This is a genomic window from Micromonospora avicenniae (assembly GCF_900156065.1).
GTDB classification, from domain to species: Bacteria; Actinomycetota; Actinomycetes; order Mycobacteriales; family Micromonosporaceae; genus Micromonospora; species Micromonospora avicenniae.
Genome location: NZ_FTNF01000013.1, coordinates 47826 through 64377 on the forward strand (window position 1 = coordinate 47826; position 16552 = coordinate 64377).

The following is a 16552-nucleotide window of genomic DNA, read 5'->3' on the forward strand; positions in this document are numbered from 1 at the left end:
CCGACCGACCTGACGAGGCACGATGAGCATCAGCACCCCGGGCGGCGAGCAGCGCCGTCCGACCGTGGTCAGCACGGGCAAGAAGCCGGCCGCGGGTCGGCCGGCGTCCGGCGCCAAGGCCGGATCCGGCAAGCCGACCGCCACCCGGTCCGGCGGAGGCAAGGGCCCCCGCAAGCCGATCGCCCCGGTCAAGGTCAGCCAGGGCCGCGCCAAGGGCCCGATCATCCTCTTCGCCGTCGTGGGCCTGGTCGCGGTCGGCATCATCGGTTTCGGCGCCTGGGCCGCGTTCCAGGGCTCCAAGCCGTGGGAGGAGCGGGCCGACGCGATCAGCGGCATCGTCAACTACCGCAAGAAGGACCCGGAGCTGGTCAAGGGCAGCAACCACCAGCCCGGCCCGATCAAGTACACGATCTCGCCGCCGGTGGCCGGCCCGCACAACCAGGCCTGGCAGAACTGCATGGGCGACGTCTACGACGCCCCGATCGCCAACGAGCACGCGGTGCACAGCCTGGAGCACGGCTCGATCTGGATCACCTACCGCCCCGACCTCCCGGCCGACCAGGTCGCCAAGCTCGCCGACAAGGTGCGTGGCAACGAGAAGATGCTCATGAGCCCGTTCGAGGGTCTGGACAAGCCGATCTCGCTGCAGGCCTGGGGCTACCAGCTCAAGCTCGACAACGCCGACGACAGCCGGATCGACGAGTTCATCAAGACGCTGCGGGTGAACGCCTCGATCGAGGGCCCGACCGCGCTGTGCAACCAGGGCATCACTGCCACCGGCACCACGCCGCATGACGACGGTGTGCAGATGCCGACCCAGTAAGGATCATGATGACGGCTCCCGCCACCCTTGACAGCTCATTCGACGCCCCGGCCGCCGACGGCGGCCGGGGGTCCCGTCCCCGCCTCGGCCTGGTGGGAATCGCCGTCGCCGTCGTGGTCGCCCTTCTCCTCGGGTACGCCGGGGGGCTGCTGACCCCCCGGCTGACCCGCCCCGGCGACGACTCGGTCGAGGCCGGCTTCGCCCGGGACATGACCGCCCACCACGCGCAGGCGGTCGAGATGGGGATGCTGGCGTTCCAGCGCGGCACCGACCCCGAGGTACGCCAGATCGGCGGCGACATCGCCAGCGGCCAGCAGGGCGAGATCGGCATCATGCAGACCTGGCTGCGCAGCTGGGGGCTGGATCCGACCGGTTCGCAGCCGCGCATGGCGTGGATGGCGGACGGCGCGGGCCTGGTCAAGAACGGCCTGATGCCGGGCATGGCCACACCTCAGGAGATGGAGAAGCTGCGCGCGGCGCAGGGCCGGGAGTTCGACCTCCTGTTCCTGAACATGATGATCAATCACCATCTGGGCGGCGTCCACATGATCGACGGCGTGCTCGACGCCGGCGACGAACCGGAGGTGCTCCGGACGGCGCAGATCATGAAGAACACCCAGCAGACCGACCTCACCAACCTCCAGAACGCGAAGAAGCGCCTCGGCGGCTGACGACCGTACCGTCCCGCCCACGACACGCCCCGGGGCGGCGCATGCCCCCGGGGGCGGGGCGGCGTGGGGGCGGGGCGGCGCGGCCCGAGGGTGGCGCCGGGACGGCGCGGCGCGGCGCCGGGGGGCGGCGCGAAGATCAACTCGGGTTCCTTGAAGTCGGGGTATCCGGACAGCTGGGACAGCCCGATATACACGCACCTCGTGTGGATCAACCAAGTTGACGGCCGTCCCGCCAAGACCCCGGACCGGCCCGGCCCGCATCGGCCGGGCCCCTGACCTCCGAGCCGGCCCGAACGGCTCGTCCGGGGACCATGCAGCTTGAACGCCCAGCGCCGGCCAGCGGCCAGCCTGGCGGTCAAGGTCGAGGTGACTCCCTAGACACACCCCGAAACGACACACCCTGAATCAACGCGGCTGGAGCATCTCCGACCCGGCCCCGCCCGGGCTTCCGGCTGCTCGGACACAGGAGGACAACCCTCACACGCTATGGGCGGTCTGCCCGATTACGTGTGTTAGAGAGTTTTCTCCACACATATCGTGACCAGTTGCGATTCGGGCTCGTTGCGCAAGACGTGGGGGTTGCACTGAGAGACGCACGGCGTTCGGTCACCAGTTGGTGCCGGCGCCACACCATCGGCGGTGACGGGGCGGTGGCAGCCGCCCGTCGCGGACAGCGGCAGGGCGAGCCGGGGATGCTCAGCCGCGAACAGGAACTCGAGCTGATCGACACCCTGCGAGGCGTCCATCCGGACCAGTTCGAACTGGGCGAGGAGTTGTGGACGCGGCAGAGCCTGACCGCCCTCATCCAGCGGCAGTTCGACCTGCCGATGGACGCCGGCGCGGTCGGGGCGTACCTGCGGGCCTGGGGGTTGGGTCCGCGGGAGCCTCGCGAGCGCGCCTGCGGGCTCTGCGTGGGCGCGGTCGAGCGCTGGGTACGCAGCGAGTACCCGGCGATCACCCGGGCCGCCCAGGAACACCTCGCCGAGGTCTACTGGATCGGCCGGGTCCGACTGCGCGGCACGATGCCCGCGGCGGACGTCGTCTCCGCCGTCTCCTCCCGCGGCCGCGTCCGGTTCATGATCACCACTCCTGACGTCGACCCGCCTTTGCCGCGCGACTTCGTCCTGCGGCTGAGTGGCGAGGAGCAGCGCACGGTGCACCTGATCGTGGATGGCTCCTGGGCCCGCAACGAGTGGCCGCGCCGGCTACCCCGACGGATCACGCTGCACCCGCTGCCCAGCTGCGGCCGCACCCAAGCCGCCTGACCCAACCCCTCCCCCGCCCTCCGGAAACGCTCGCCGCGAGGGCAGGGCCGCGGGAGTGGGTTGAGTGAGGAGAAGGGGGCTGAGCAGGGATGACACGCACGGCGGATACCGATTCGTCGTCCGTGCAGGGTGTTTGCTAGTCTTTCCCAGTCGCTGAGCCCCCGTAGCTCAGGGGATAGAGCACCGCCCTCCGGAGGCGGGGGCGCAGGTTCGAATCCTGCCGGGGGCACCACCGATTAGACACACGAAAGGCCGCTGACCAGCATTCCTGGCAGCGGCCTTTGTCGTACGCGTGGCTAGCCTGACCGCTCCCCCGCTCCTGCCGGCGACGCGCCGAGCTTGATCAGCCGCACGGCGGGTCAGGTCACACCGGTGGTGCGGAACCGGCGCTGGTACACCGAGGGCGGGATGCCGTACGCCGTGGTGAACACCCGCCGCAGCGTCTCGTCGCTGCCGAACCCGCTGCGCCGCGCGGCCTCACCGACCGTGCCGCCCTGCTCCAGCAGCACGCGAGCCGCCTCGATCCGCGCCAGCTCCAGGTAACGGCCGGGCGTGAGACCGAGCTCCTGCTGGAAGATCCGCCGCAGGTGCCGTGGGGTGACCGTCGCGTCGCGCGCCATCGCCTCGATCGGGTACGGCCGGGCCGGGTCGGCGGCCACCCGGTCGATCACCCGGCGCAGCCGCTGGTCGCCGCTCGGCGGAAGATCCTGCCGGACGGAGAACTGGGACTGCCCGCCCGGGCGCTGCATGAACACCACGAGTTCCCGGGCCACCTCCCGGGCCGGTCCGGCGCCGTGGTCCGCCTCGACGAGGGCGAGCGCGAGGTCGATCCCGGCGGTCACCCCGGCGCTGGTGAGCAGGCGACCGCTGCGTACGTAGATGGCGTCCGGTCGTACCTCGACCTGCGGGAACTCGGCCCGCAACCGCTCCGCGTGCCGCCAGTGGGTGGTCGCCGGGTGCCCGTCCAGCCACCCCGTCCGGGCCAGCACGAACGCCCCGGTGCAGACCGCGGCGAGGCGGGTGTCCGGCCGGACCAGGCGGCCCAGGCGGGCCCGGACGTCTGCCGCGTCGGGCAGCGCGGAGAGGTCGTCGGCGCCGGTGAGTACGAGCGTGTCCACCGGGTCGGCCTCGTCCAGGGTGATGTCGGCGGTGAGCCGCACACCCGAGGAGGTGCGTACCTGCACGGACCGCCAGCCGATCAGTTGCACGGTGTAGTCGGCGCCGCGCCGGGTAGCCGCGTCGAACACGTCCACCGGCCCCGACACGTCGAGCAACTGCATCCCGTCGAAGACCACCACACCCACCCGGTGCGGGCCCTGCCCGGTCATGCGCCATACCCCCTCAGGTTCCGGGGCGGCCAGCCCGCGTCCCGGCCCACATGTCCGTATCTGTGGAGTGCATGTCCCCAGGGACATGGCCGATCGAGTCTAGCCCCGGCAGCATCGGTGCCGAAGCGGGCGGCCACCAGCCGGCCCAGCACGGAAGGAAGCTCGGATGACCGAGATCATCGCCGGGATCACCATCCCGGACACACCGCTCGTCGCCGCCGCGACCGATCTGGTCCGTAAGGCCACCAACGACCTGCTCTACCACCACTCCCGCCGCGTGTTCCTCTTCGGCTCACTCCAGGGCGAGCGCCGTGGCCTCTCCCCCGACCCGGAGCTGCTCTACGTCGGCGCGATGTTCCACGATCTCGGCCTCACCGGCGAGTACGGGAGCACCGATCTGCGCTTCGAGGTCGACGGGGCGAAGGCGGCGGAGCGGTTCCTGCTCGACCACAGCCGCTCCGTCGAGGAGGCGCGCAAGGTCTGGCTCGCCGTGGCGCTGCACACCACGCCCGGCGTACCCGAGCATCTGGACCCGGAGATCGCCCTGGTGACCGCCGGCGTGGAGACCGACGTGCTGGGCATCGGCTACCGCGACCTCGACCCGGCGCGGATCGCCGAGGTGACCGCCGCCCACCCGCGCCCCGACTTCAAGCGCCAGATCCTGGCGGCGTTCAACCAGGGCGTGGCGCACCGGCCGCAGACCACGTTCGGCACGGTGAACGACGACGTGCTCGCGCACTTCGACCCGTCGTTCGTACGGGAGGACTTCGTGCAGATCATCCTCGGCAACGACTGGCCCGAGTGAGCCGGCGGGTGCCCGGCGTCAGCCCGTCTGACGCCGGGCACGGGCCCGGCGCTTGCCCTCGTGCATCGCCTGCACGCGGGCGATCGGGATGGCCCGCCCCTCCTCGACCAGCTCGGCCGGGAGCACCTGCGGTTCCGGCATCAGGTCGAGCCACGGATCTCGTTCGGCGACCAGCCCCGGGACGGTACGCACGGTGAAGTCGCCCGGCGTGACGTCCGGCAGGGCGGCCCAGTCGACGGGGAAGGAGACCGGCAGTCCCGGTCGCAGCCGCGGGCTGTACGCGGCCACGACGGTGGCCCCGCCCGCCCGGGTGGAGTCGACGAAGACCCGGCCGCCCCGGTCCTCGCGGATGAAGGCGGTCGTGGCCAGCGCCGGGTCCAGCCGCTCGGCGCGGGCCGCGAGCGCCCGGGTGGCGGCCGCAAGCTCCTCCGCGTCGGCGCCGGCCTCGACCGGCACGAAGACGTGCACCCCCTTGGCGCCGCTGGTCTTCACCGCGCCGACCAGACCGGAATCGGTGAGCGCCTGCCGTACCAGCAGCGCGGCTGCCACCGCCGAGGGGAACGAGTCCCCCTCCGGCGGGTCGAGGTCGAGCACCATGTGGGTGGGACGGTCGAGCCGGCCCGCCCGGGCCAGCGTCGGGTGGTACTCGACGGCCCGCTGGTTGGCGAACCAGAGCAGCGTCCGGCGGTCGTCGCAGAGCGCGTACGACACCTCCCGCTGCGACGCCTCCGCCCAGACCGACACCCGCCGCACCCACTCCGGGGTGTACTTCGGCAGGTTCTTCTGCATGAACGGCGCCTGCCCGCGCAGCGCCCGGATCACCGACAGCGGCCGGTCCCGCAGCTGCGGGAGGATCCGTTCGCTGACCCCGTCGAGGTAGTCGACCAGGTCGCGCTTGCTGGCCCCGTCGACGAGCGGCTGATCCAGGTTGGTCAGCGACACCCCGTCCCGGGTCTCCTCCGCCGCTCCCATCAGCCCACCTTCCCGGTCGGCGGGGCGGCGGTCAACCGGACACGACGGGACGTGTCACAGCGATCGGGGTCGCGCGACCGGACCGACTTCACTGGAGTCGAGCCGACCTGCTGACTCGCCCACCCCGACCGCACCGCAACCCGAGTCGATCAGCGGCCGCCCACCGCTGAGGGCCGGTCGCCCACCGCTGAGGGCCGGTCGCCGGCAGTTGACGCCGGGGCCGGGGCGGGCCGGGGGCGCAGGGTGGCTGCGGCGACCAGCGTGGCGGCGGCGACCAGCCCGGCGGCCACGGCGAACGCGCCTCGGTAGCCGGCGGCCAGCGCGGCCGCCTCGTCCCAGCCCTGGGCCCGCAGGCCGGCGGTCCGGCCGGCGGCCAGGGTGGCGAGTGTGGCCAGACCGAACGCGCCGCCGATCTGCTGGGTGGTGTTGGTCAGCCCGGAGGCGAGTCCGGCGTCGCCGTCGGCTGCCGCCCCCATGGCGGCCGTGGTCACCGCCGGCAGCGTCAGGCCACCGGCCACCCCGAAGACCAGGAGCGCAGGGAGCACGTCGGCCAGGTAACCGCCGTCGGCCGGCAGCCGGGCCAGCAGCAGGAACCCGACCAGCGCCAGCGTGAGCCCGGTGACCAGGACGGTCCGCACGCCGTACCGGGCGATGAGCCGGCCGGCGGCGCCGAGCGAGACGGCCGCGATGACGACGGGGGTGGGGAGGAAGGCCAGGCCGGTGGTGGCGGCGTCGAACCCGAGCACCAACTGGACGTCGAGCGCCAGCAGGAACTGGAAACCGAAGAACGCCGCCACTGCGAGGAACTGGACCGCGTTCGCGGCGACCAGGCCGGGCGTGCGCAGGACCCGGGGTGGCAGCAGTGGGACGGCCGCGGACCGCTGGCGCAGCGCGAACGCACCGAGCAGCGCGGCCGCCGCGGCGGCCGATCCGGCCGTGCGGGCCGAGGTCCAGCCGTGCTCACCGGTGCCGACTATCGCCAGCACCGCCACCATCAGGCCGGCGGTGGCCAGCACCGCGCCGGGCAGGTCGAGCCCGGCCCGCAGCCCCACCCCGCGGTCGGCGGCGATCCGGCGTACGGCGGCGAGCACGATCGCCAGGCCGATCGGCAGGTTGATGAGGAAGATGGACCGCCATCCGGCGAGGTCGGTGAGCACGCCCCCGGCCACCGTGCCGAGCGACGCGCCGGCCGCCCCGGTGAAGCTGAAGACCCCGATGGCCCGGGCCCGCGCAGCCGGCTCCGGGTAGAGCCGGACGATCATGCCGAGGCTGACCGCCATGGTGAGGGCGCCGCCGACGCCTTGGAGAAAGCGGGCACCGATCAGCACCGCCGGGCCGGTGGCGGCGGCGCAGAGCAGCGAGGCCAGGGTGAAGAGGGCGACCCCGGCGAGGAAGACCGACCGTCGGCCGAGCAGGTCGCCGAGGCGGCCGGCGAGCAGCAGCAGACCGCCGAAGGCGACCAGGTACGCGTTGACCACCCAGGCCAGGCCGGTCGGAGTGAAGCCGAGTTCGCGCTGAATGGTGGGCAGCGCCACCGCCACGATGTTGCCGTCAAGAATGATCATGAGGCTGCCGGCGCAGAGCACGAGCAGCGCGGGCCACCGGGACCGGTCGGTACGGGAAGTCATCGGACGCCTCCATGGTGCACGGTTTGTTACCGAGGCCATCGTCTGTGACCATGAGCCGGAGCGGAAGGAGGCACTGTTGTGTCCCAGAGGAACACCGATGTGTCCGTACAGCTGGACATGCCTGTGGACTGCGACGGCGAGGCAGTGGCGCCGTTCACACCGGGGCAGGCCAAGGCCTGCACCGTCCGCGAGGTGCTCGACCGGGTGGGCGGCAAGTGGAGCATCGGCGTCCTGGTGGCCGCCTCGCACGGCCCGGTGCGCTTCACCGAGCTGGAGCGGCAGATCGAGGGGATCAGCCGCCGGATGCTCACTCTGACGCTGCGCAACCTGGAACGAGACGGCCTACTGGTCCGCCGGGTCCACCCGACCGTGCCACCCAAGGTCGAGTACACCGCCACCCCGATCGCGCTGGAGCTCTACGAGTACCTGGTCGGGCTGACCAACTGGGCGGAACGGCACCGGGGGGCGATCTCCGCCGCCCGTATCGCGTACGACCGGGAGCACGGGCCGGTCTGAGCCGCCGGACCTGCCTCCCGGAGCCCGGCCGGACGCCGCCACGCCGTCCTCCGAGCGAACCCACGGCGGCTGTGGGGAAGGCCACGGTTTTCGTCTGACCGATCGGTCAGGGTCTGACCGATCGGTCAGGCATGCTGGTCAACGGAGGTGACCGGCATGCGACGGGCGGAACCGGAGACCCGCGGGGAGATCCTGGCAGCGGCGACGCGCCGCTTCGCGGCGACCGGCTACCGGGGCACTTCGCTCCAGGACATCGCCACCGAGGTGGGTTGCTCGAAGGCCACCGTGCTCTACCACTTCGCGAACAAGGAAGCTCTGCTCACCGAACTGATGGCGCCGGCCATCACGGAGCTCCAGGCGCTCGACGCCGCCCTCACCGGGTTGACCGGTCGCGCGGCGCAGCAGACCGCGGCCGACGGGTTCGTCGACCTCGCGGTGCGTTTCCGGCGGGAGATCGCCCTCATCCGTGGCGAGTTCCCCGAGCTGCTGCGGCAACCGGAGTTCGCGCACATCCAGCGGATCTCCGAGCGGCTGCGGGACGCCCTCGCCGGCAACACCGACCGACCGGCCGCGCAGGTCGCGGCGCTGGTGCTGCTCGCCGGCATCTCCGAGACGTGCGCGGAGTTCGTCGACATGCCCGACGCCGAACTGCGTCCCGCGCTGCTCGCGCTCGCCCGGCGAGCTCTCGAACCCGTACCTGAACACCCGACCCAGGACAAGGAAACCTGATGGCGACCCTGCTCTACCGGCTCGGCCGGGGCTCGTTGCGTCGGCGGCGACTCGTCGTCGCGATCTGGCTCGTCGTGCTCGTCGGCCTCGGCCTGGCCGCCGCGTTCCTGCGCGGCCCGACGGCGAGCAACTTCACCATGCCCGGCACCGAATCCCAGCGGGCCCTCGACCTGCTCTCCCAGCAGTTCCCGGCCGCCAGCGGCGCCACCGGGACGATCGCGGTGAAGGCACCCGCGGACGGCCAGCTGGCCACGCCGCAGGGGCAGGCCGTGGTCAAGGAGATCATCCAGGAGGCGACCGCCGTACCGGGCGTGGTCGGCGCGGTCGACCCGCTCGCCGTCGGCGCGGTCTCCCCCGACGGCCAGTACGCCCTGGTCCAGGTGCAGTTCGCCGGTGGCGCCGACGAGGTGGACGACGCGCAGCGCGCCGCGTACGAGAAGGTCGGCGCGAGCGCCGAGGCGCAGGGCTGGCAGGTGGCCCCCGGCGGCGAGGTGCTGGGCGGCGAACCGGAGGTGGGTTCGACCGAGGCGATCGGTGTGGCGGTGGCAGCGGTCGTCCTGGTCGTCACGTTCGGTTCGCTGGTGGCGGCCGGGATGACCATGCTCAACGCCCTGATCGGCGTCGCCGTCGGCATGGCCGGGCTCTTCGCGCTCAGCAGCACCGTCGAGCTGACCAGCACCGCGCCGATCCTCGCGCTGATGCTCGGCCTCGCGGTAGGTATCGACTACTCGCTGTTCATCACGTCCCGCCACCGGCAGAACCTGCTCGACGGGCTGCCACCGGACGAGGCCGTCGGCCGCGCCGTCGGCACGGCGGGTTCCGCCGTCGTCTTCGCCGGGGCGACGGTGGTGATCGCGCTGGCGGGGCTGGCCGTGGTCGACATCCCGTTCCTGACCGTCATGGGTCTCGCCGCGGCGGGCACGGTCACCGTGGCGGTGCTCGTCGCGATCACCCTCCAGCCGGCGCTGCTCGGTTTCGCCGGCCGCAAGGTGCTCCCCCGACGCCTGCGCGGCGCCACGCCGGTCGACGGCACGCCGGCCCCCGCCCGCTCCGGTTTCGGGTTCCGCTGGGCCCGGCTGGTCACCCGGCTCCGCGTACCGGTGATCCTGGTCGGGCTGCTCGGCCTGGGACTGCTCGCCGTCCCCACCTCTGACATGCGGCTCGCCCTGCCGGACGCCGGCACGGCCGCGGGCGGCTCACCGGCCCGGGTATCGAACGACCTGATCACCGAGGGTTTCGGCCCGGGCTTCACCGGCCGGCTGGCCGTGGTGGTGGCCGGTGACACGCCGCAGGCCACGGCGGCCGCCGTACCGCAGGTCACCGCCCTGGTCCAGCGCACCGACGACGTGCTCGCGGTGGCCCCGCCGCAGCTCAGCCCCGACGGGCGCACGGCCCTGCTCGGCGTGGTACCGAAGACCGGGCCCACCGACGCCGCCACGGAGACGCTGGTGCACGACATCAGGCACGCGGTCGGCGGAATCCAGGACGTGGACGTGCTGCTGACCGGCGCCACCGCGATCGGCATCGACGTCTCGGAGAAGCTCGCCGACGCGCTCCCGATCTACCTGGTGCTGGTCGTCGGGCTCTCCGTCCTGCTGCTGATGCTGGTCTTCCGCTCGCTGCTGGTGCCGGTCAAGGCCGCGCTGGGCTTCCTGCTCACCGTAGCGGCGACCTTCGGCATCACGGTCGGGGTCTTCCAGCAGGGCCACCTCGCCGACCTGGTCGGCCTCGACACCCCGGGGCCGCTGATCAGCTTCCTGCCGATCCTGTTGATCGGCATCCTGTTCGGCCTGGCCATGGACTACGAGGTCTTCCTCGTCTCCCGCATGCGGGAGGACTTCGTGCACGGTGACACCGCGCAGCAGGCGACGATCAACGGTATGGGGCACGGCGCACGCGTGGTCACCGCGGCCGCGCTGATCATGATCTCGGTCTTCGGTGGCTTCGTCTTCTTCCTCCACGACCCGGTGATCAAATCGATCGGCTTCGCGCTCGCCGTCGGTGTGGCCATCGACGCCTTCGTGGTCCGGATGACCATCGTGCCGGCGGTGATGTCGCTGCTGGGCAGTCGCGCCTGGTGGCTGCCGAAGTGGCTCGGGCGGGCGCTGCCGAACGTCGACATCGAGGGTGAGGGTCTCCGGGCCCACCTGGCCGACCGCGAGCCCGCCTCGGTCGGCCGTCCTGGCTGAGCCCGCGGTCCAGCCGGCGTCGCGACGGCGCCGGCTGGTGTCGGCCGGTGGGCCGGTCACACCCCGGCGGGGTAGGTCTCCAGCTCGCCGGTGGTGCTGACCGCCGGCAGTGGGTGCAGCGCCGTGGTGTCGTCGCACCAGATGAAGGCGTCATACCGCTCGCCCAGCCGGGTCGGCACGTAGTTGCCCCACGACTCGAAGGTCGGGTCGTAGACCACCCCGATCGCCCGATGGTCGGCGGTGTCGGTGGCCCACCCGGGTTGGTCGCCGCCGCCGAAGACGAGCACCGCCCGCTCCGGCATCAACTCGTGCAACCGCCGCTCGATCGAACCGGGCCGGGCCGGTGGCACCACCATCGCCTCGGCCGGTGAGCCCCAGCGCGGCGCGGCGATCACGGCGCCCTGGTAACAGCCGAAGCCGACCAGGACCACCGCGTCGGCACCGTGCCGTTCCCGGGCCAACTGCCCGATGTTGACCATTCCCTCCGCCGTCATGTCGGTGGCCCGCGCGTCGCCCACGTGCGTGTTGTGCGCCCACACCACACCCCGCGCGCCCCGGCCGTACCGGTCGAGCAGTCGGTCCAGGGTGTCCTGCATGTGGATGTCCCGGATGTTCCAGGACTCCGGGCCGCCGGCCACCATCGCCCGGTAGTACCGCTCGGCGCCGGCCACCACCTCGGCGTTCTGCCAGGCCGAGAAGCGGTCCGGGCCGTCGGCGAGCGCCTGCTCCCGCGTACGGGCCAGCAACCGGACCACCTCCTCCTCGCACCGGGAGGAGACGAACCGGCTCGCGATGCCGTACTCCTCGGGGCGCCTGCCGTACGGCTCGAAACAGCGGTACGCGTCCTGTGCGACCTCCAGCCCCGCCGGGTCCTCCTCACCCAGGTAGTCGAAGATCGCCTGCATCGACTCCCACAAGCTGTAGACGTCCAGCCCGTGGAAGCCGGCCCGCTGCCCCTCCGGCCGCTGCGCGTTCCAGGCTCGCAACCAGCCGGAGAAACGCGCGACCTCGGCGTTCGCCCACATCCAGGTGGGCCAGCGCTCGAACCGCTCGAGCGCGACCAACGGCTCGAGGATCCCACCGGGCGCAGCGGTGACCGAACGGTGCACCCGGTCGCAGTCCGGCCAGTCCCCCTCGACGGCCACGAATGAGAACCCGCACTCCGCGATGAGTCGCCGGGTGAGCTGCTCCCGGAGCCGGTAGAAGTCGTGAGTTCCGTGGGTGGCTTCGCCGATCATCACTATCCGGGCGTCCCGGACGCGCTCCAGCAGGGGGTTGAAGTCGCTCGGCGCGCCGAGCCGCTGAACCAGCATGCCAGCGGCTACCCGGCGGGTCGGCGGGCAAACCGGCGGTGCGCCGAGGTACGGCGGGCGGCCGCGCGCGGCCCGCCGGCGCACCGTCCCGCTCAGCGGCCGGCACGGCGGTGTGCCGGCCCGCTGAACGGGTAGCCGCCGGACATGACCGTCACCGGGGTGCAGTGGCAGGAGCTCCTGGCCGGGCTCGACTACCCGGTCTCCCGCGAGGACCTGATCCGCTGGGGGCAGGAGAACGGGGCCAGCACGGAGATGTTGCAGATGCTGCGGGCCCTGCCGGCCGAGCAGTTCGACTCACCCGCCGAGCTGCACGAGACGCTCGGCACGCTGGCCTGACCCGCGGTGGTCGGCCCGGCCGGCGGGCGGGCGGCCTCAGCGTGCGTGCAGGAGGCGAAACAGCACCAGCCACTGCTCCGGCCAGACGTAACCGACCGGGGTGCTCGGGTCCAGCCGGGTGGCTCGCAGCGCCGCCGACACCCGACCCGGCGGGTACCGCCGTCTCAACGAGGCCGCGAGCGAGCCACCGGTGCCGCCGAACCCCAACTCCACCATCCGGCGGTACGCGGGCAGCCCGGCCGGCGCGACCAGCGGCTCCGGCCGCCGTTCGATCCGCAGGATGCCGGCGTCCACAGTGGGCACCGGACGGAACGCCGTACGCGACAGCCGCCCGGCGAGCCGCCAGGAGAACTCCGGCCAGGTCAGCACGGTGAGCCGGGACCAGCGGCCGTAGTCGCCACTGCGCCGGCGCGCGTACTCCAGTTGGGTGAGCAGCGTCGCGGCGCGCAACTGCGGGGCGGCCAGGCACCAGCGGACCACCGCCGAGGTCAGCGACCAGGGAATGTTGCCGACCACCGTGAACGGCTCGCCGGGCGGCTCGGCGGTGAGGAAGTCGGTCTGCCGGTGCCGGACGTTCGGCAGTTCGGCGCAGACGGCGGCCAGTTCGGCTCCGGCGGCGGGGTCGACCTCGTACGCCACGAGCCGCCCGCACCGGGCGGCGAGCGGACGGGTCAGCTGGCCTCGACCGGCGCCGACCTCCAGCACGAGGCCGGCCGGGTCGGGGGCGGCCGACCGGACGACCCGAGCGATGGCGGTCGGATCGGCGAGGAAGTTCTGCGAAAGTACGCGACGGTTCCGGTCGCGTTCGGTTGCTCGGGTACGGCGGGGCGCCACGTGTCGTCGTCCTGTCTGTCGCCCTTGCGGCGACGAGCGGACAGGCAGCCCGGAGCGGGGCCTGTCCGAGTGGATGGGGACTCGGACGGCCCTGGAGAGTGGCGCGGGAATGCGCCCTGCGTCAGAGGCGGGTCGCGTCCCGGCCCACCAGGGCCGGACGCCGGACTCGCGGACGGGACACCAACAGGGGGCCCCGGGCGGCCGGCGTGCCGACCACCTGGATCAGGGCGTGCGTGAACATGGCCGCACGCTAACTCGTGCGATCCCGCTCCACCACCGAATTACCGCAGGGAGCAGTGCTGTCCTGCCGGACGCGTCGCGTCCGACAAGGGCCCCGACGACTGCGCTCAGGCGGGAACGCTGACCGTACGGGACTCGGCGCGGGCGGTCTCGGCGGCGGCCAGCACGGCCACCACCTCCCGGCCGAAGCGCACGTCGCAACGGTGGTCGCGGGTACCCGCGGCGATCTCCTCGAGCAACTGGTCGATCGCCACCCCGAAGGCGACATGCGGCTCGTACTGCCCGTTCGGCACGGTTTCGATGCCGCTCTCGCCGTAGAAGACGAACTCGCGGGTCACCGCCTCGGGCGGGGCGTCCAGCGTCAGCGAGGCGCTGCTGGTCGCGCCGCCGGCGTGGGTGAGCAGCAGGTGCACGAGGCCGTCCGGCCCGTCCACCGCGGCCACCTTCTCGACCCGCCCCAGCACCGGCAGGATGATCGACAGGGCGTGCGGGCCGACGTCCCAGAGCGCGCCGTGGTCCCGCCGCCACTGGGACGCGCCGTACGGGCTGCCCGGCTGGTAGATCGAGGAGAACATGATCGTCTTCGCGTGCTGCCAGCCGCCGGCCGCGGCGGTGGACGCGACGAAGGCGGCCACGTTCGGCTGGAAGCGCTGGGTGAAGAAGACCACCGAGGCGACCCCGGCGGACTGCGCGGCCTCCACCACCCGGTCGGCGTCGGCGAGGCTCAGCGACAGCGGCTTGTCCAGCAGCAGGTGCCGTCCGGCGGCGGCCGCTCGGGTCGCGATGTCCGCCTGGATGTCCGGCGGCAGGGCGACGGCCGCCGCGTCGCACGCCTCGATCAAGGCATCGACATCGTCGAAGGCCGGTACGCCGTACCGGTCGGCCAGCGCTGCGGCCCGCTCCGGGTTCCGCCCCCACACCCCGGCCAACTCGGTGCGCGGGTGCGCGTCGAGCGCCGCCCCGTGCGTCTCCGCCGCCCAGTGACCGGTGCCGAACAAACCGAATCGCAGCACGTGAACCCCCGCCCTAGTCATCCCCGCGGCAAGGCCGCGGCCGTGATCCACGCTAGTCGCCCGATCCGGCCCGCGCGGCCGCGGGGGCAGGTCGGGGCGGGGTCGAGCAGCCGTTACTACGGCGATTAGTAGGCTGTGCCGGTGACCGAGCCATGGACCGAGGTGGTCCCGATGACCGTCGCCGCCGCGACGGGATCGCCGGTGGACGGGCTCCTCGCCACCGCGTCGATCGTGCTGTCGCTCCTGCTCGCGGTCTGGAGCCTGGTGTCCGCGACGCGCAACCGGCCGCCGGACCGCTGGCAGCTGATCGGATTGGGCGTGCTGGAGCTGCTGCTGCTCGCGCTGGCGGTGGTGGCCCTGGTCGCCATCGCCGGAGGTGACCGACCGGGCGAGCCGGGTGCCTTCTTCGGCTATCTGGTGACGCTGGTCTGCCTGCCACCACTGGCGGCGGTGCTGGCCCGGATGGAGCCGACCCGCTGGGGTTCGGCGATCGTCTGCGCGGTCTGCCTGGTGACCCCGGTCGTCGTGGTCCGGCTACAGCAGACCTGGGAGGTACTCGGTGGTTGACACGGCTACGCCGCGGCGTACCACGAACCGGGGTCCCGGCCGGCTGCTGATCGCCGTCTACATCCTCTTCGCGATCGCGGCGACCTCCCGGGCACTGCTCCAGATCATCACGAAGTTCGACGAGGCGCCGGTGGCGTACGCGCTCTCCGCGGTGGCCGCGCTGATCTACATCGTGGCGGCGATCGGGCTGGCCCGGGCCGGTCACGCCGGCCGCCGGCTGGCCCTGGTGTGCTGTTCCGTGGAGCTGGTCGGCGTGGTGGTGGTCGGCATCCTCAGCCTGGCTGACAAGGATCTTTTCCCGGACGAGACCGTCTGGTCGCAGTTCGGCAGTGGCTACGGCTACATCCCGCTGCTCCTGCCCCTACTCGGCCTCTTCTGGCTCCACCGCACCCGCCCCACCCGCTGACCCACCCCCACCCCTCGATCGGCCTCTTTCACGGAAAGAGTGGCCTTGGCGAGCGGAGTGGCCACTCTTTCACGGCAAGAGTGGCCATTCGCGTTGCGGGGTGAGGGTGGTGGGGGGTGGCGTTCAGGCTTTGGGGCCGCCGGCTACGTAGATGACCTGGCCGGAGACGAATGACGAGGCCTCGCCGACGAGGAACGAGATGGTGTGGGCGACGTCCTCGGGACGGCCCACCCGGCGTACCGGGATCTCCGCGATCGCGTGCTTCTGCAGCTCGGCGAAGTCCACCTTCATCCGGGCGGCGGTCGCCGCGGTCATGTCGGTGACGATGAACCCGGGTGCGACGGCGTTGACGGTGACGCCGAACGGGCCCAGTTCGATGGCGAGGGTCTTGGTGAGGCCCTGCAGCCCGGCCTTCGCGGCCGAGTAGTTGGCCTGGCCACGGTTGCCCAGCGCTGAGGTGCTGGAGAGGTTGACGATCCGGCCCCACCTGCGTTCGACCATGTGCCGCTGGGCGGCCTGGCTGAACAGGAAGGCACCGCGCAGGTGCACGCCCATCACCGTGTCCCAGTCGGCGTCGGACATCTTGAACAGCAGGTTGTCCCGGAGCACTCCGGCGTTGTTGACCAGCACGGTCGGCGGTCCCAGCTCGGCGGCGACCCGATCCACGGCCGCCTTAACCTGGCCCCGGTCCGCGACATCCGCACCAACGCCGAGCGCACGACCGCCGGCTGCCACGATCGCGTCGACCGTCTCCTTCGTAGCCGACTCCTCGATGTCGACCACGGCGACGGCCATGCCGTCGGTGGCGAGCCGGCGTGCGGTGGCCGCGCCGATACCACGCGCGGCTCCGGTGACGATGGCGACGCGGAGCTCCTCCGACATGCTTACCTCCCGGTAACTTGGGCTCGATCGAAGGA

At 72.4% G+C, this 16552-nt stretch carries 17 protein-coding genes and 1 tRNA gene; 11 read left to right on the plus strand and 7 right to left on the minus strand.

Annotated elements, in window-relative coordinates; all coding sequences use genetic code 11:
* The first annotated feature begins 22 nt into the window (after nucleotides 1–22).
* The 4 genes from BXA10_RS19945 (at nucleotide 23) to BXA10_RS19960 (ending at nucleotide 2991) form a co-directional block, all read left to right on the plus strand.
* On the plus strand, nucleotides 23–823 hold the full coding sequence (locus tag BXA10_RS19945; RefSeq protein ID WP_076471981.1) for a thioredoxin-like domain-containing protein: 801 nt from the start codon (nucleotides 23–25) through the stop codon (nucleotides 821–823).
* Between the two features lie 8 nt (nucleotides 824–831).
* The gene (locus tag BXA10_RS19950) at nucleotides 832–1494 is read left to right on the plus strand and encodes a DUF305 domain-containing protein (protein WP_076471984.1); all 663 of its coding nucleotides are present in this window, start codon (nucleotides 832–834) and stop codon (nucleotides 1492–1494) included.
* Between the two features lie 572 nt (nucleotides 1495–2066).
* Nucleotides 2067–2759, plus strand: coding sequence for a winged helix-turn-helix domain-containing protein (locus BXA10_RS19955; protein WP_076471985.1), 693 nt, complete (start codon nucleotides 2067–2069; stop codon nucleotides 2757–2759).
* Nucleotides 2760–2916: 157 nt separating this feature from the next.
* Nucleotides 2917–2991 (plus strand) — tRNA-Arg (locus BXA10_RS19960).
* 127 nt (nucleotides 2992–3118) lie between these two features.
* Here the strand turns inward: BXA10_RS19960 and BXA10_RS19965 are convergent.
* Nucleotides 3119–4087 carry a GlxA family transcriptional regulator gene (locus tag BXA10_RS19965; RefSeq protein WP_076471988.1) on the minus strand — a complete coding sequence of 323 codons (969 nt, stop codon included), beginning with the start codon at nucleotides 4085–4087 and terminating at the stop codon, nucleotides 3119–3121.
* Between the two features lie 166 nt (nucleotides 4088–4253).
* Here BXA10_RS19965 and BXA10_RS19970 point away from each other — a divergent pair, with 166 nt between their 5' ends.
* Entirely contained in the window at nucleotides 4254–4892 is a 639-nt protein-coding gene (locus tag BXA10_RS19970) for an HD domain-containing protein (protein ID WP_076471990.1), read from the plus strand.
* A gap of 18 nt (nucleotides 4893–4910) precedes the next feature.
* On the opposite strand, the gene BXA10_RS19975 is transcribed toward BXA10_RS19970, so the two are convergent.
* Nucleotides 4911–5864: a DNA polymerase domain-containing protein gene (locus tag BXA10_RS19975; protein WP_076471993.1), complete on the minus strand. Its 954-nt coding sequence runs from the start codon at nucleotides 5862–5864 to the stop codon at nucleotides 4911–4913.
* Nucleotides 5865–6013: 149 nt separating this feature from the next.
* Entirely contained in the window at nucleotides 6014–7492 is a 1479-nt protein-coding gene (locus BXA10_RS19980; protein ID WP_076471995.1) for an MFS transporter, read from the minus strand.
* Between the two features lie 117 nt (nucleotides 7493–7609).
* Here BXA10_RS19980 and BXA10_RS19985 point away from each other — a divergent pair, with 117 nt between their 5' ends.
* The 3 genes from BXA10_RS19985 (at nucleotide 7610) to BXA10_RS19995 (ending at nucleotide 10926) form a co-directional block, all read left to right on the plus strand.
* Complete coding sequence (locus tag BXA10_RS19985) at nucleotides 7610–8008, plus strand: winged helix-turn-helix transcriptional regulator (RefSeq protein ID WP_076472252.1); 399 nt, start codon at nucleotides 7610–7612, stop codon at nucleotides 8006–8008.
* A 156-nt stretch (nucleotides 8009–8164) separates the two neighbouring features.
* The gene (locus BXA10_RS19990) at nucleotides 8165–8737 is read left to right on the plus strand and encodes a TetR/AcrR family transcriptional regulator (protein WP_076472254.1); all 573 of its coding nucleotides are present in this window, start codon (nucleotides 8165–8167) and stop codon (nucleotides 8735–8737) included.
* Nucleotides 8737–10926 (plus strand): MMPL family transporter, encoded by a 2190-nt coding sequence (locus BXA10_RS19995; protein WP_076471998.1) that lies wholly within the window; start codon nucleotides 8737–8739, stop codon nucleotides 10924–10926. Before BXA10_RS19990 ends, BXA10_RS19995 begins: the two co-directional genes overlap by 1 nt.
* A 56-nt stretch (nucleotides 10927–10982) precedes the next feature.
* Here the strand turns inward: BXA10_RS19995 and BXA10_RS20000 are convergent, their stop codons facing one another.
* Nucleotides 10983–12239 (minus strand): erythromycin esterase family protein, encoded by a 1257-nt coding sequence (locus BXA10_RS20000; RefSeq protein ID WP_076472000.1) that lies wholly within the window; start codon nucleotides 12237–12239, stop codon nucleotides 10983–10985.
* Between the two features lie 144 nt (nucleotides 12240–12383).
* Between BXA10_RS20000 and BXA10_RS20005 the strand changes: the two genes are divergently transcribed.
* On the plus strand, nucleotides 12384–12575 hold the full coding sequence (locus BXA10_RS20005) for a DUF2795 domain-containing protein (protein WP_076472001.1): 192 nt from the start codon (nucleotides 12384–12386) through the stop codon (nucleotides 12573–12575).
* Between the two features lie 36 nt (nucleotides 12576–12611).
* Here BXA10_RS20005 and erm read toward each other — a convergent pair whose 3' ends face one another.
* Nucleotides 12612–13409, minus strand: coding sequence for an ErmE/ErmH/ErmO/ErmR family 23S rRNA (adenine(2058)-N(6))-methyltransferase (gene erm, locus BXA10_RS20010; protein WP_076472002.1), 798 nt, complete (start codon nucleotides 13407–13409; stop codon nucleotides 12612–12614).
* Between the two features lie 347 nt (nucleotides 13410–13756).
* Nucleotides 13757–14662 carry a Gfo/Idh/MocA family protein gene (locus BXA10_RS20015; RefSeq protein ID WP_175649251.1) on the minus strand — a complete coding sequence of 302 codons (906 nt, stop codon included), beginning with the start codon at nucleotides 14660–14662 and terminating at the stop codon, nucleotides 13757–13759.
* A gap of 171 nt (nucleotides 14663–14833) precedes the next feature.
* Between BXA10_RS20015 and BXA10_RS20020 the strand changes: the two genes are divergently transcribed.
* Nucleotides 14834–15229, plus strand: coding sequence for a hypothetical protein (locus tag BXA10_RS20020; RefSeq protein WP_076472257.1), 396 nt, complete (start codon nucleotides 14834–14836; stop codon nucleotides 15227–15229).
* A complete protein-coding gene (locus BXA10_RS20025) occupies nucleotides 15222–15635 on the plus strand; it encodes a hypothetical protein (protein ID WP_076472007.1) in 414 nt (137 codons plus the stop codon). The genes BXA10_RS20020 and BXA10_RS20025 overlap by 8 nt, the downstream gene beginning before the upstream one ends.
* A gap of 123 nt (nucleotides 15636–15758) precedes the next feature.
* Here the strand turns inward: BXA10_RS20025 and fabG are convergent, their stop codons facing one another.
* On the minus strand, nucleotides 15759–16517 hold the full coding sequence (gene fabG / locus BXA10_RS20030) for a 3-oxoacyl-ACP reductase FabG (RefSeq protein WP_076472009.1): 759 nt from the start codon (nucleotides 16515–16517) through the stop codon (nucleotides 15759–15761).
* Nucleotides 16518–16552: the final 35 nt, after the last annotated feature.

Coding starts and splice junctions, on each gene's coding strand:
- BXA10_RS19945 (WP_076471981.1), top strand. CDS start 23: ATGAGCATCAGCACCCCGGGCGGCGAGCAGCGCCGTCCGACCGTGGTC.
- fabG (WP_076472009.1), bottom strand. CDS start 16,517: ATGTCGGAGGAGCTCCGCGTCGCCATCGTCACCGGAGCCGCGCGTGGT.
- BXA10_RS19985 (WP_076472252.1), top strand. CDS start 7,610: ATGCCTGTGGACTGCGACGGCGAGGCAGTGGCGCCGTTCACACCGGGG.
- BXA10_RS20000 (WP_076472000.1), bottom strand. CDS start 12,239: ATGCTGGTTCAGCGGCTCGGCGCGCCGAGCGACTTCAACCCCCTGCTG.
- BXA10_RS19990 (WP_076472254.1), top strand. CDS start 8,165: ATGCGACGGGCGGAACCGGAGACCCGCGGGGAGATCCTGGCAGCGGCG.
- BXA10_RS19965 (WP_076471988.1), bottom strand. CDS start 4,087: ATGACCGGGCAGGGCCCGCACCGGGTGGGTGTGGTGGTCTTCGACGGG.
- BXA10_RS20020 (WP_076472257.1), top strand. CDS start 14,834: ATGACCGTCGCCGCCGCGACGGGATCGCCGGTGGACGGGCTCCTCGCC.
- BXA10_RS20005 (WP_076472001.1), top strand. CDS start 12,384: ATGACCGTCACCGGGGTGCAGTGGCAGGAGCTCCTGGCCGGGCTCGAC.
- BXA10_RS19975 (WP_076471993.1), bottom strand. CDS start 5,864: ATGGGAGCGGCGGAGGAGACCCGGGACGGGGTGTCGCTGACCAACCTG.
- BXA10_RS19995 (WP_076471998.1), top strand. CDS start 8,737: ATGGCGACCCTGCTCTACCGGCTCGGCCGGGGCTCGTTGCGTCGGCGG.
- BXA10_RS19980 (WP_076471995.1), bottom strand. CDS start 7,492: ATGACTTCCCGTACCGACCGGTCCCGGTGGCCCGCGCTGCTCGTGCTC.
- BXA10_RS19970 (WP_076471990.1), top strand. CDS start 4,254: ATGACCGAGATCATCGCCGGGATCACCATCCCGGACACACCGCTCGTC.
- BXA10_RS19950 (WP_076471984.1), top strand. CDS start 832: ATGACGGCTCCCGCCACCCTTGACAGCTCATTCGACGCCCCGGCCGCC.